Origin of the sequence: Streptomyces sp. NBC_00289 (assembly GCF_041435115.1) — a bacterium.
GTDB lineage: Bacteria > Actinomycetota > Actinomycetes > Streptomycetales > Streptomycetaceae > Streptomyces.
Genome location: NZ_CP108046.1, coordinates 4,808,084 through 4,820,636, shown reverse-complemented (window position 1 = coordinate 4,820,636; position 12,553 = coordinate 4,808,084). Strand labels below are relative to the sequence as shown.

14 protein-coding genes and 1 pseudogene are annotated in these 12,553 nt (G+C 70.0%); 4 read left to right on the top strand and 11 right to left on the bottom strand.

Features of this window, described 5'->3' with window-relative positions:
* Positions 1 to 17 precede the first annotated feature (17 nt).
* The 10 genes from OG985_RS21750 to OG985_RS21705 all read right to left on the bottom strand — a co-directional run bounded on the left by OG985_RS21750 (position 18) and on the right by OG985_RS21705 (position 7,544).
* Complete coding sequence (locus OG985_RS21750; RefSeq protein ID WP_371670006.1) at positions 18 to 257, bottom strand: hypothetical protein; 240 nt, start codon at positions 255 to 257, stop codon at positions 18 to 20.
* Between the two features lie 41 nt (positions 258 to 298).
* Complete coding sequence (locus OG985_RS21745) at positions 299 to 928, bottom strand: hypothetical protein (RefSeq protein ID WP_371670005.1); 630 nt, start codon at positions 926 to 928, stop codon at positions 299 to 301.
* Complete coding sequence (locus OG985_RS21740; protein ID WP_371670004.1) at positions 925 to 1,125, bottom strand: hypothetical protein; 201 nt, start codon at positions 1,123 to 1,125, stop codon at positions 925 to 927. The genes OG985_RS21745 and OG985_RS21740 overlap by 4 nt, the downstream gene beginning before the upstream one ends.
* A gap of 73 nt (positions 1,126 to 1,198) precedes the next feature.
* A complete protein-coding gene (locus tag OG985_RS21735; RefSeq protein ID WP_371670003.1) occupies positions 1,199 to 2,836 on the bottom strand; it encodes a DEAD/DEAH box helicase in 1,638 nt (545 codons plus the stop codon).
* A gap of 369 nt (positions 2,837 to 3,205) precedes the next feature.
* Complete coding sequence (locus OG985_RS21730) at positions 3,206 to 5,872, bottom strand: bifunctional DNA primase/polymerase (RefSeq protein WP_371670002.1); 2,667 nt, start codon at positions 5,870 to 5,872, stop codon at positions 3,206 to 3,208.
* Positions 5,869 to 6,045 carry a hypothetical protein gene (locus tag OG985_RS21725; protein WP_371670001.1) on the bottom strand — a complete coding sequence of 59 codons (177 nt, stop codon included), beginning with the start codon at positions 6,043 to 6,045 and terminating at the stop codon, positions 5,869 to 5,871. The genes OG985_RS21730 and OG985_RS21725 overlap by 4 nt, the downstream gene beginning before the upstream one ends.
* The gene (locus tag OG985_RS21720; protein WP_371670000.1) at positions 6,042 to 6,353 is read right to left on the bottom strand and encodes a hypothetical protein; all 312 of its coding nucleotides are present in this window, start codon (positions 6,351 to 6,353) and stop codon (positions 6,042 to 6,044) included. Before OG985_RS21720 ends, OG985_RS21725 begins: the two co-directional genes overlap by 4 nt.
* On the bottom strand, positions 6,350 to 6,580 hold the full coding sequence (locus OG985_RS21715; protein WP_371669999.1) for a hypothetical protein: 231 nt from the start codon (positions 6,578 to 6,580) through the stop codon (positions 6,350 to 6,352). Before OG985_RS21715 ends, OG985_RS21720 begins: the two co-directional genes overlap by 4 nt.
* Positions 6,577 to 7,215 (bottom strand): hypothetical protein, encoded by a 639-nt coding sequence (locus tag OG985_RS21710; RefSeq protein WP_371669998.1) that lies wholly within the window; start codon positions 7,213 to 7,215, stop codon positions 6,577 to 6,579. The genes OG985_RS21715 and OG985_RS21710 overlap by 4 nt, the downstream gene beginning before the upstream one ends.
* A 68-nt stretch (positions 7,216 to 7,283) precedes the next feature.
* Positions 7,284 to 7,544: an integrase gene (locus OG985_RS21705; protein ID WP_371669997.1), complete on the bottom strand. Its 261-nt coding sequence runs from the start codon at positions 7,542 to 7,544 to the stop codon at positions 7,284 to 7,286.
* 238 nt (positions 7,545 to 7,782) lie between these two features.
* On the opposite strand from OG985_RS21705, the gene OG985_RS21700 reads away from it, so the two are divergent.
* On the top strand, positions 7,783 to 8,532 hold the full coding sequence (locus OG985_RS21700) for a helix-turn-helix domain-containing protein (protein ID WP_371669996.1): 750 nt from the start codon (positions 7,783 to 7,785) through the stop codon (positions 8,530 to 8,532).
* Between the two features lie 27 nt (positions 8,533 to 8,559).
* On the opposite strand, the gene OG985_RS21695 is transcribed toward OG985_RS21700, so the two are convergent.
* Entirely contained in the window at positions 8,560 to 10,068 is a 1,509-nt protein-coding gene (locus OG985_RS21695; RefSeq protein ID WP_371669995.1) for a recombinase family protein, read from the bottom strand.
* Here OG985_RS21695 and OG985_RS21690 point away from each other — a divergent pair.
* From OG985_RS21690 to OG985_RS21680, 3 genes and pseudogenes are all read left to right on the top strand, one after another.
* Positions 10,007 to 10,738, top strand: a pseudogene (locus tag OG985_RS21690) (ATPase, T2SS/T4P/T4SS family); the annotation flags it as partial. The gene OG985_RS21695 and the pseudogene OG985_RS21690 overlap by 62 nt on opposite strands.
* A gap of 51 nt (positions 10,739 to 10,789) precedes the next feature.
* Complete coding sequence (locus tag OG985_RS21685) at positions 10,790 to 11,680, top strand: type II secretion system F family protein (RefSeq protein ID WP_371669994.1); 891 nt, start codon at positions 10,790 to 10,792, stop codon at positions 11,678 to 11,680.
* The gene (locus OG985_RS21680) at positions 11,677 to 12,465 is read left to right on the top strand and encodes a type II secretion system F family protein (protein WP_371669993.1); all 789 of its coding nucleotides are present in this window, start codon (positions 11,677 to 11,679) and stop codon (positions 12,463 to 12,465) included. The genes OG985_RS21685 and OG985_RS21680 overlap by 4 nt, the downstream gene beginning before the upstream one ends.
* Positions 12,466 to 12,553: the final 88 nt, after the last annotated feature.

Sequence of the window (12,553 nt, the reverse complement as noted above, 5' to 3'; positions counted from 1 at the left end):
TGTCCGGCCCTCGCTGTCTATTCGGTTGTGGTGGCGTCCTGCGTGGTCGCCTTCTTCTCGTCGCGCTTGAGCGCCTGGTCGACCGCCTGCCAGCTGCGGCCGAGGTCCCGGGCTACCGCGGCGACGGTGCCCAGGTCGGCTACGCCATCGCGCAGGGCTTGGGCTCGTCGTGAGGCGGACTCGGAGGCGAGGACGCGCAGCTGCTCCAACAGCCGTTCTTCCTCGACGATCCGCTCCCGCCAGGGCTTCGGATCCATCGGTGCAAGCGTATCCAACACTGGGGTTGGGTGCAAGGAGGTCACGCCAACTCCTTCGGCTGGTAGTGCAGGAGCAGCAGCAGATCCTGCTCGGTGCCGTACACGCAGTGGCACCAGTCGCACACGAGCTTCGTCTCGCCGGCGCGGTGACGGATCGTCGACCCGCACACCACCCCGGACACGTCGACCGCCACGCACTGCCCGACCGGGCGGCCACGGTCCGGCTTCGCCCCGACGATGGACAGGGCCGCACCCTCCACCTCCCGTACCTCCCGGGCCAGATCGCCGGCCGCCGGGTACGACGAGGCGATCCACTCCAGGCTCATGCCGAGCCAGCGAGAGGCAGCCAACACCCGGCGTTCCACGCTGCCCTCGACGGCGGGCTGCCCCCAGCCGCGCGCGGCCTGCACGTCGGACCGCCACGACTCCAGCACCAGGGCGATGCCCCCGTACCGGAGATCGAGGACGGCCTCGTCGACGGGCAGCCGCGAGCCGGGGTGGCCGCTGGCCACGCGCTCGCCGGCGCCGCGGACGGCCGGGGCGAGGAACGCGCCGAGCGCCTCGTACAGGCGGGGCATCCGGTGGAGGCGTTCCGCCAGGGCGAGCGTGTCCCCGGGGCACAGGTAGCCGTGCTCGAGGGCGCGCTCGCACAGGCCGCAGGCCGCGGTCACGCCCGGCTCCGGTGCTGCATCCGGTACAGGCGGAAGCTGCTGAGGAACTGCTCGCCCGCCGCGAGGCGTCGCACGCCGCGCGAGGCTGCCGCGCTGCGGCGTGCGGCCCGGGCGTCGAGCACGATGTGCGTGATGTTCATGCAGTGGGCGCCGAAGGCGATGCCGACGATGAGCATCTGGATCTCGTTCGGGGACATGGATTCCCTCCCTGTGGTCTCCTGCTGGGAGGCCGGGCCCCGATTGCCGCGGGCCCGGCCGACTGGGTGCGGGTCAGGCCGCGGATGCGGCGGCAGCAGTGATCTGGACGAGGATGGCGTTGAACTGATGCACGGCCTGTAGGTCGGAGACCTCACCGGCACTGCTGCCGTGAGGTACTGCGATCCCCTTCGCCCGGCAGAAGTTCAACTGCTTCACGCTGGCCGGCTTGTTGCGCCACGGCGCGGTACGAGCGGCGAGCCAACGGCTGCCCATCGTCCGAGCCTGGTTCTCCAGCCACGCCTTGGCCTCCGGCAGCGGCAGTGGTGCGTCGTGCTTCGGGCCCACCATGCCGTTGTCGTAGTCGAAGCGGCGCAGCCAGTAGGTCCGGTCGACCGGGTTACGGATCAGGAAGACGAAGGCCGCGTCCCCTACCGGGATGAACCACACCCCCGAGTCCGTCTTCAGCCACCGCAGGGCGGACCCGTGGAACAGGTCGACCTCCTCGACCTGGACGCGTGACAGGTCGAGGACCTGCTTCGCCTTCTCCTCGGCTGCGCGAACGGTCTCGCGCAACGTCTGATCTTCGTCGGTCATGACGACCTCACGGCTGGTGAGGTCGACGATGGAGGCAAGCTTGTGTCGGGTGGACGCGCCCATCACGTCGAGGATCAGGGCGTCCTTCTTGCCCTCCCACAGGCGCAGCCCCCGCCCGGCCATCTGGCAGTACAGGCCGGCGGACTTCGTCGGGCGGGCGATGACGACACAGGATGTCCATGGGGCGTCGAAGCCCTCAGTCAAGACCATGCAGTTCGTGAGGACTTGGACGGTCCCGGCCTTGTACCGGTCGAGGACGGCGGCGCGGTCGTCCTTGGGCATGTCGCCCCAGACGGCCGCCGCCGGGATCCCCGCGGCGGTGAAGGCCTCCGCCATGGACTGGGCGGTGTCGACGGTCGGGGTGAAGACCACGCCGGGCCGGTCGCCCGCGTGCTGCCGGTACGCCTCAGCCACGACCTTCGCCGCGCCGGAGTCGTCGAGCGCCTGGCCCAACTGTCCGTCGGCGAGGTCGCCGTTACGGGTCTTGACCTTGTCGAGGTCGAGGCCTTCGACGATGACGCGCTTGCCGCGGACGTCGCAGAGGTAGCCGTCCTCGATCATCTCCAGGATGTCGAGGGTGAAGACGACGTCTTCCCAGACTTCGCCCAGGCCGCCGTCCTGGCGGGTCATCGTGGCGGTGAAGCCGGCGACGGGGATACCGCGCCAGGCCCCGAAGTGTTCGAGAACGTCGAGGTAGGTCGAGGCTGCGGCGTGGTGGCATTCGTCGACGATGATCAGGCCGACGTCCTGGATCGCCTGGCGGCGACGCTCGACCGCGAGGGTCTGCACGCTGGCCACGATGACGTCCACGCCGTCGTGCTCGTCGCGCTCGGCTTTGACGATGCCGACGCGGAGCTGCGGGCACACGGCCCTGATCTTGCCGACGGCCTGCTGGATGAGTTCCTCGCGGTGGGCGATGACCAGGGCGCGCTGTCCGGCGTCCGCGAGGGCGGTGAGGCGGTCGAGGATGAGGTTCGCGAACACCACGGTCTTCCCGGCGCCGGTGGGAAGGACGACCGCGAGCCGGTCGTGAGCACCCTGCCAGCCGGTGGTGAGCGCCTTGATTGCGTCGACCTGGTACGGCCTCGGGGTGAAGGTCTCAGGCAGTGCGGACATGGCAGTCACCTCGGCTCGCGTTGTCCTGCGGGTTTGCAGGGAGTGCAGGGAGTCGCAGGGACCCGTGCAGGGAGTTGGAGTGGCGGGCGAAAACGCGTTGGCCGGGTGTTTTGCAGGGAGGCAGGGAGTTGCAGGGACTTTCCTCAAGTCCTTTGCGACAGGGAGAGATCCCAACGTGTTCATCACGCAGTGCGATACATGTGTGATGTGCGATGTGCATGTGATGCGCGTGTGCAGTAGGGAGGATGGGATTCCTCCCTGCAGGTCCCTGCGTCCCTGCCTTTCCGCTGATCAGAGGCGGCGCAGGGAGGCCCGCAGGTCCCTGCACGGATCCCTGCCAAGTCCCTGCACTCCCTGCAAAGAGGCTGGTCATGCCGCACCCCCGTGGGACTCGACGCGCCACAGGTTCTGGCACTTGTGTGCGTCCCAGACCTTGACCGGCTTGAAGGAGCCGACCTCGGGGGCCTTGAAGTAGCGGCCGTCCCGGCTTCTTAGCCATCCGCCCAGCCCCTGAGGCGTGGGCATTTCTCCGTTTCGTCCCCGAGGCATGTGCTCAGCCATCCGCGCGATGATCAGCCCGGTGGGAACAGGCTCGTTCCCCAGCTCCCGGTGCCACGCCGCGAGGAAGGCAGCCCACAGGAGCTCCTCCTCGTCCTGGCCGGCCTCGGAGTCGGCGAGCCAGTCGGGGACGCCGAGGTACGCGAGCAGGCCGGCGAGCATGCTGGCCCACTCCGAGTAGTCGCCCTTGCGCTTGCGGACGGTCTTCGCCCCGTCGGCTAGCCACGCGCGGACCATCGTGACGAGGGCCGCGACGACAGTGGACGCGTTCGTGCGGAGCCACGGGCGGAGGTCGCCGACCTTGTACCCATCCCTTTGGTCGGGGTCGGGGCAGTTCGGGTCGAGGCGCACCCACATGGCGCGACGCCCGTTGTCTCCGCCGGTACGGAGGCCGTTGCCCGTGATGATCCACACGCGGTCGTTGCGCATGGTCACGGACGCGGTGGAGCCGAGGACACGGTCGCCCCAGTGCTCCGCGGTCAACAGGCTCGACAGCACTGGGCTCTTGATGATGAACCCGTTGGGCAGGTTGTCGAGGACCACGACCGGCTGACCCGTGGTGTAGAGCTGCGTCGTGATGGACTTCCGCAGCTCGGTGTCGTTCTCCGGCCACGCGGTTTCCGCGATGCCGTAGCAGTACTTGAGGATGTCCTTCAGCAGGCTCTTGCCGCTGCCGGGAGCGGTCGCGGTGATGATGAACGCAGGCGTCGGGCCGTAGAAGTACGGCCGCAGGATCGGTGTGAGGAGCGCCCCCAGAAAGTGGGCGCGGTCGGAGTCGTCGACGAAAGGGAAGTCGGCGAGCATCTGGTTCAGGATGATGTCCTTGGCCCGCTCGACGGACTCAGCCGTGACCTGCGGTGCCAGCCTGCGCAGCGGGATCCGGGGGTGCAGGTAGAGGCCAGTGGCCCGGTCGTACCCCGGGGCCTGGATCAGGGTGCCGTCGGGCCGGACGACGGGTGAGGTGACGATTCCCCGCAGAGGGAGGAGCGGCCAGTCCCTCCGTCCCAGGATGGTGCTGCAGGTCTTGGGCATGACCAGTTCCCGGACTTCCTTGGTGCCCTCGGTGAACGGGTCCTTGACGACCTGGTAAGTGGTGACCTGGTCCGCGAGGTAGGCGCGCAGGTTGTCCGCGCCCAGCTGCTTGACGACCGGGTTGTTCTCGTCGTCCTCGTGGACCCAGCACGGGCCGGAGGACCGCTTGTACAGATCGGGAAGCCGTTCGCCGGCCATCAGGTCGAGCAGCCCGTCGATGGCGTCGGCCTCGTTGGTGATGTCCAGCTCGGGCTTGGTCACGACGATCCGGAGATCCGGTCCGCTGGCCGTCGTCTCCTGCTCGTCGGGCGCCGAGTCCGGGTCGATGGCCGAGGACCCGTCCGTGAAGTGCCCGCTGGTCCGGGGAGGCACCGACCGGAGCCGCTGACGCGGCGGTTCGGATCCGAAGTTCCGGTTGCGCAGCTCGGCGGCGGCGCGCTTGAAGTGCTCGGTGGTGGTGCCGCCCTGCGTCAGGTGGGTGTACGCGGCGAACTTGTCGTAGGGCGTCTCGGACTCGAACGTGGTCGAGGTGGTGAAGACGTACAGCCGGTCGCGGTCCGCGGCGTGGCCGGTCGTTGCCGAGATCCCCTGGTTCTTCCCCTTGCGCCGCCAGTACGTGGTGTTGCCGCGGGTGAAGATCGGATCGAACTCGTCGCCGATGATCTCGGGCCAGTCGGTCCGGTTCTCGAAGTCGTCGCCGGGCCGGACGTGTCCCGCGGGCAGCTCCCGCTTAGGGCGGGGAGCGGTCTTCGCCTTCTCGTCTGCGGGCATCGCGTCGTGCGCCCGGCACAGGGCGTACAGGGCGTCGAGCTCCTCCGGTTCGACGACGGTCATCGTGGTCGGCCCGCCGGCGAGCCGGACGTAGGGCTTCCCGCTCGGGTGCGTGGGCCCGTGCGACGGGGCGATGACGACGAAGCCGCCCTCGCCGCGCGTCTCGATCAGCACCCGGACGATCTTCGAGGTGGGCTTCTCCGCGAGACGCTGCCGTTCCTCCGGCGTGTACTCATCCTCACGGGCGAGGCGCCGCGCGAGTTTGGTGTTCCCCGCGGCGGGCCTGCCCTTGACGATGACCTTGTAGTGCACGCCGCCAGAAGGTGACTGATCGGCCCACCCGGTGGTGACTGCCTCCCACAGGTCGCCGAGCCCGCTGTTCTGCGCGAGCTCGGCGACCTCGTCGAGGACGCCTTCCTTCACGGCCAGGCCCTCGAACTCGATGAGCTCGATGTTCCCGGACACGGCGCCGGTTACGACGCCGATGCCGGTGTGGCGGCCGTTGTTGAACCACTGGTCGTGCTCTTCCGGCGTGGAGCGGGTGACCTTGTACGGGGTCCAGCTGCGCACGTCGGGAGACTTGCTGCCGTCGGCCTTGACGGGAAGGGGGCACAGGCCGGCGTCGTACAGCTCGCGAGCGGAAGCCCGGAGGTCAGGGGTCTGTGCGTCGTTCAACGTGACTCTCCGGTGCAGCGGGCGCGGTGGTCGTTACGGATGACGGCGACGAAGGCGCGCACGTCTTCGGTGCCGAAGACGGGTCCCTCTCGCGGCTCCGTGCAGCCTGGCCGGTGGCACTCGTACCGGGCGCGGACGTTGTCGAGGTCGACGATGAGGTTCGCCGTGATCACTGGAACCCCCCGGCGGCGATGATCGCGGTGAGGAACTGCATGGCCTCGTGCTTGTGGCCTTCGCACAGGACGATCCGCTGGGGCTGCTCGGTCGGGTCGGCGCTGTAGACGACCAGGACGAGGGCTGCACCGTTGGGGCAGCCCGCGCAGAACCGCGGGTCGTGGGCCTTGGCGAGGACGTCGCAGTCGCACCACGTGCACGCACCGGCGGCGGGCAGGATGACGACCGTCGGGGTCCCGCCGGCCGCGAGGTCCCGACCGGTGGCCAAGGCCTGGTCGGACAGGAACGTGTCGAGCGGTGTGTTCATGCCGCCGTCCTCCGCGCCTCGGGCTGGTGGAACGCGGTGCGGATGATCGCCCGCTGTTCGTCCGTGAGGGGCGGGGCCGCATCAACGATCGCGTCGATGCGCGCCCAGTAAGCGGCGTTGCGGGCGGGGTCTGGGTCACGGACGGGGCGGTCGGCGCGGGCCGGGCGGCCGGGGGTGCCCACGAGCTGCACACCCCCGGCCGACTCGGTCGAGGTCGCGGCCGTCATCCGCGAGCCTCGGTGATCCGCTTGATCCGGAGGTCCTCGGCCGCCCGGTCGGCCGCCGCGATCTCCGGATCCCCCTCGAAGTCGTCCTCGGCGATCTCGTCGGCCAGGTCGACTACAGCCTCCAGCTGGGAGGCGAAGCCGCGCATCGCCGCGAGCACCTCGCGGGCTTTGGCCGGGGTGACGCTGCCGGTGGTGAGCCCGTAGCTGACCCACACCTCGGTCTTCCGGCCGTAGGCCCGCGACCGGTAGTCGGATACGACTACCTCGGCGGCGAGGAACGGCGTCTCGCCGTTCTCAGCGGGGGTGCGCTGATCGTCGATGTCCCGCAGGTCCGTCTCGACCCGAGTGGTCCTCCACCCGCCGAGCCCCTCGTCCATGACGAGAGTGGACTGTTCGGGCGTAAGGGTCTGCGGCTTCCGCAGCTCGGTGATCATGGCCTCGGCGAACTCTGCGGCCCGCTCTGCGGTGTAGAGGTGTGGGACGGCGGTCTGCATGGCCTGCGCGACCGCGTGGGGCAGGGCGGCGGTGACTCTGTCGGTGCTTGCGTCGAGGATGCGGTGCACCATCTCGTCGCTGCCGCTGATGGTCGTTCTGGTCGACGGCGTCTTTGCTGTCGAGGGCTGTACCGTTGCCATTTGAGACGTCTCTTTCCGGCGGCGGCGCTGATGGGGTGGCTAGACCCCGGGTGCCGCCGTCTTGCTAGTTAGCGCTGGTGGTGAGGGTCGTTCTCGCAAGGCGGCGTCGGGTGGCTAGACCCGGCGCCGCTCTCGTTGGGATCGATGTCGAGCGCGCGAAGCAATGCGGCTCGACTGACCCGGTAGGTGCGCCCCACACGAATGACGTGGCAGGGATATTCGCCCTTCTTGGCCAGGCTGAATCCCTTGGTACGCCCCAAGAGGAACGCCCGATTGGACGTCTCCAGGTCGACCATGACGGGCAGATTCAGCAACTCATTGAGCTGCATCCCCCGGGTCATGGGCCCTTCTAGCTCCTGCTGCGGAGGCGCTGTCATCGCCTCGCCCTCCCGATCTTGTGCCGCCCTGTGCCGCTCCGTGCCCCTCAGTGTCAGTCTGTTGCAGACTGGAAAGGTGAGGTCATTCTGAGCTCGTGAGCTGACTGTACTCGCAGAGCGGGGGGTGTCAACCCGGAAATCGCCTGATACCTTCAGTCCATGACGAACTATGCCGAGGAGTCCTGACGTGATGCCTGATGACATGGACCGACTTGCAGCCGATCAGGAGGAGAGCGACAGCCTGATGATGCGGGCGGTGGCCGAGGTGTCGGAGAGGCGCGGAGTCGACTATGACCCGCCTCATCCCCTCGACGGGTTGGACACCGAGTCGCTCGCGAGCTTCAACCTCAAGCAGTTCCGAACAGCGTTGGGCGTGTCGCAACAGCAGATTGCCGACCGACTTGCGGAGCACCGTGCAGCTGGCCATCACGATGTGAGGCTGTCGCAAACCCAGATCGCGAAGATCGAGCGCGGCGAAAGGCCCTGGCGACTGAACGAGCTGGTCGCAATTGCCGTGGCCCTGGGTGTTGAGCTGGGTGAATTCCTCAAGGGCCAGCCGGCGACAGGCGATGCTGGCATGCAAGTGATGGCTGCCAAGCTGCGATACCAGAATGCCGAAGCGAACGAGGAAGACGCGCGAGAGGCGCTACGCGCCGCTGTACGTCGTACTCATGAGGCGGCGAATGCCCTGCTGAAGGTAGCGGCGAGGCACGAGATCATGGATCAGGAAGTGGTGAACATCCTGACTCATAGAGGGATGAGGCAGTACTGGGTTGAAGATGCAGAGAAGGAAGCGGAGCCCTCATCAAGCACCCTTGAAGAGCGCCAAAATTGGGCAGGGCAATTTATGGCCGAGGAGTGGCACAGGCTGGTCGAAGAGGAGACGGGCCACCCACCTACGGAGGAGGAGAACGGTCAATGGAAGGGGATGTCTAAGTAGTCAAGGAGCGACACGGCCGAGGGCCGCTCAGCGAGAGCCCCGCTTCCACTGGAAAACGACGGCCTCGTAGTCGAAGTACCCACCGTCCGGCATGCGGCCCGGGCGGGGCGTCTTCAGCGTCACCTCGACCAGTGCCCGCAGCACGTTGCGCTGCCGGTCCAGCCCCAGCGCCTTCCACGCCTTCCGCACATCCGGCGCCCCCACCAAGTCGACGAGCGGATCCCGCGTCGCCGCCCGGGCCAGCTGCTGCGTCACGCCCTCCAGCTGGCCGCGCGCCGTGTCCATGCCCTCAGTGAACGGCCCCAGCTCCAGCTGCCCCGCACCGAACAGGCCCGCCAGATCCGTCATGCGCCGGCGGATGACCTCACTCTCCGCCTGCAGGCCGGCCACATCCACCTCGTCCGGCCCGGGCAGCAACAGCTCGTGCGCGTCGTCGCGTGACAGCCGCTCGACGATCGTGTCCTCAACGTACTTGTCGACGACCTCAGCCCGCCGGCCGCCGCCGTGCCCGGTCGGGCAGCGGTAGCTGGGGAACCGGCGGCCCCCGGACTGCGTGACCGTCATCCCCGCGCCGCACTCCCCGCGGCCGCACACGTACAGGAGCGACCCCACCCACTTCGGCTGCGCACCACGGTTCACCGTGCGGCCCGGGTCGGACAGGATCGCGACGACGGCCCGGTACTTCGCCTCGTCGACGATCGCCTCCCACTTCCCGCGGCCGACCTCCTCGCCCCGGTAGACGGCGATGCCCGCGTTGCGCGGCCGCATCAGCATCTCCCGCATATCGCTGTGCGTGACCGGATTCCCGCGGCTCGTCGTCACGCCCTTGTCGGCGCACCACTTCACGAGGGACCGGATCGACCCGCCGGACAGGATCGTGTCTGTCCACAGGCGCAGCGCCTCGGCTTCCTCGGGCACGGCCTTCATCATGTCGAGCTCGGGCACCTCGCCCTCGTCGCCGGTCTTCCGGTCGACCCGCTTCTTCACCTCGCCGGTGGGCACGCCCCACCCGAACGGGCGGACCCCGCCCGCCCATTCGCCGGCCATGGCCTTCTGCTGCCGGGCCCGGGCCACGCGGTGCCCCTTGTGCTCGGACTCCTGGCGGGCGACGGCGCCGAGGATCCGCGCGGTCATCCGCCCGGACGGCGTGGCGAGGTCGATCGTCCCGGCCTGCACTGTGTGCGTGGCGATGCCGCGGCGGTCGGACAGCTCGATGTACTCCTCGAGTTCGACGATCGAGCGGGTGAGCCGGTCGGTGTGCCAGACGATGACGACGGTCGCCTTGCCCTCGTCGAGGGCGGCGAGCATCTGCCGGTAGGCCGGGCGCTTCTTCCCGGAGAACGCGGAGATGTCGTTGTCGACGTACACCTCGACGACGTCCCAGCCGTTACGTTCCGCGAGGGCCTCGCAGTCCTCGCGCTGCCGGTCGACGCCGAGGCCGGCGCCGGTGCGGTCCTGGCTGATGCGGGCGTAGATGACGGCGCGGGTCTTTCCACCTGCGGCAACGTCGACGGCGGAGCGGAGAGTTGGGCTCATACCTCCGAGTCTGCCGGACCAGAGGGGTCACTGTCTCAGGTTCGGGAAGACGACTCTGCTGAGCGCCCTGCTGGGGCTCGTCGGACCTGGTGAGCGAATCGTCCTCGCCGAGGACTCGGCGGAGCTTCGGCCCGACCATCCGCACGTCGTACGGCTGGAGAGCAGACCCGCCAACCAGGAGGGCGCGGGGCTCGTCACACTCCAGGACCTGGTGCGCCAGGCGCTGCGGATGCGACCGGACCGGCTGGTGGTGGGTGAGGTGCGAGGTCCCGAAGTGGTGCATCTGCTCGCCGCGTTGAACACCGGCCATGAGGGCGGCTGCGGAACCGTGCACGCGAACGCCGCGGCCGACGTGCCGACCCGGCTGGAGGCCCTGGGCACGGCCGCGGGGCTCGACCGGGCCGCACTGCACAGCCAGTTGGCGGCCGCGCTGTCGGTGGTCCTGCACCTGGCACGGGACCGGGCCGGCCTGCGACGCGTCGCCGAGGTGCATGTGCTGGAGCGGGACCCGTCGGGGCTGGTGCGGACAGTGCCGGCGCTGCGATGGGGCGAGGAGGCGTTCGCGTACGAGCGGGGGTGGGAGCGGCTGCGGGAGTTGCTCCGGAGCGGGGGCGGCGGTGCGGTGGGAGACGAGGGCCGTGCGTTGGGGCGGGAGTGCCGGGCGAGTTGAGGTGTGGGTGCAGGTGTGGGTGCGGCGAGGTGGAGAGGGACGGTGAACAGGATGGGTGAGGTGTCCATGGGAGAGGTGTCGCTGGGGCAGACGTCGCTGGGCGCTGCCGTGGTGTGTGCCGGGGCGGCGGTGTGGCTGCTGGGTGAGCGGCACTCCGGCTCGCGGCGCGTGCAGTTGCTGCTCGCGGGAGGCGGCGTGGTCGGGGCCGGGCCGCCTTCGTGGCACCGGTTGGCCGGTGGGCTGCGACGCCTGCGTGGGCGGCTGAGGGCCGAGTGGTGGGCACTGGCCGTCGGGCTCGTACTGGCGGTCCTGGGTGCATCGGTGCTGCCGGTCGTCGCCGGGGCGGCCGGGGTGCCACTGCTCCGGCGGGTGCGGCTGGCCGCTCAGGCGCGGCGAGGGCGGGAGCGTCGAGGGGACGCGGTGATCACACTCTGCGGAGCGCTCGCCGGGGAAGTGCGCGCCGGGCGACAACCGGGCGAGGCACTGCTGAGTGCCGTGCACGACTCCGGAGGCCTCGGTGAGGCACAGGCCGCGGTGCTGGCGGCGGCACGGTTCGGAGGCGATGTCCCGGGCGCACTCGCGGGAGCGGCCCGGCAGCCGGGCGCCGACGGGTTGTTGGGCCTGGCGGCCTGCTGGCGGGTGGCCGTGGACCAGGGCGCGGGCCTCGCGGCCGGACTGGATCGTCTCGAAGGGGCACTGCGTGCCGAACGGGACCAGCGGGCCGACCTGCGTGCCCAGTTGTCGGGCGCCCGTTCCACCGCGGTGATGCTCGCGGGGCTGCCGGCCCTGGGCCTGCTGCTCGGGGTCGCCCTCGGCGCTGATCCGCTGCATGTGCTGCTGCACACCGGACCCGGGCTGGGCTGTCTGCTGATCGGCGGCCTGCTGGAGGGCTTGGGGATGTGGTGGGCGATGCGGATCGTGCGGGGAGCGGAGGCGGTGTGAGCGCGGAGGTTGTCCACAGGCTGGGGGTGGCCTTGGGGGCGCTGCTGGTCCTCGGGTGGCTGATCCGGTGGCTGGAGGCGATGCGCCGTGACCGGCAGGTCCGGAGGCGGCTGGTGGACATGGCGGCGGTGGTGCAAGTGACACCCACCGCACCGCGGTTCGCGATGCGGGAAGAGGTCCGGCGGTGGTCGCCGATGGCAGCAGTGGTGTGCGCCGGGTGGGTTCTGGTCGGCGGGGTGGTGGGTGTGGTGGTGGGGCTGGCCGTCGCGGTCGGGCTGTGGCGATGGCGTGGCCGCCAGCGGACCGCCGACGCCGTGGCGGCGTTCGACGCCCGTGAGGCGGCACGGCAACTCCCGCTAGCCGCGGACCTTTTGGCGGCCTGCATCGTGGCGGGCGCCGGCCCGGTGATCGCGGCGCAGGCCGTCGGGGAGGCACTGGGCGGCCCGGTCGGGGAAGGGCTGGCACGCGGCGCGGCCGAGGTGCGGCTCGGCGGCGAACCGGGCGAGGCGTGGCGGAGGCTCGCCTCGATACCGGGGGCGGAGGCCCTGGCCCGGTTGCTGGCACGGGCCGGCGTGTCCGGACTTCCCGCGGCCGGGCCGGTCGCCCGGCTGGCCGCGGACGCCCGTGCCGACTGGGGGCGCACCGCGACGGCACGGGCTCGCCGGGCGGCCGTGATGGTCACCGCGCCGGTGGGGCTGTGCTTCCTGCCCGCGTTCATCACGATCGGCGTCCTGCCCGTGGTCATCGGACTCGCGGGCGGGGTGCTGGGAGGGGGTGGTGGATGACGGGCGCGGCACAACGGCCGGTCGCCGGGAACGAGCAGTGAGCGGTCGGCACTGAGCAGTCAGCAGTCATCGAGACAGAACAGAGCGA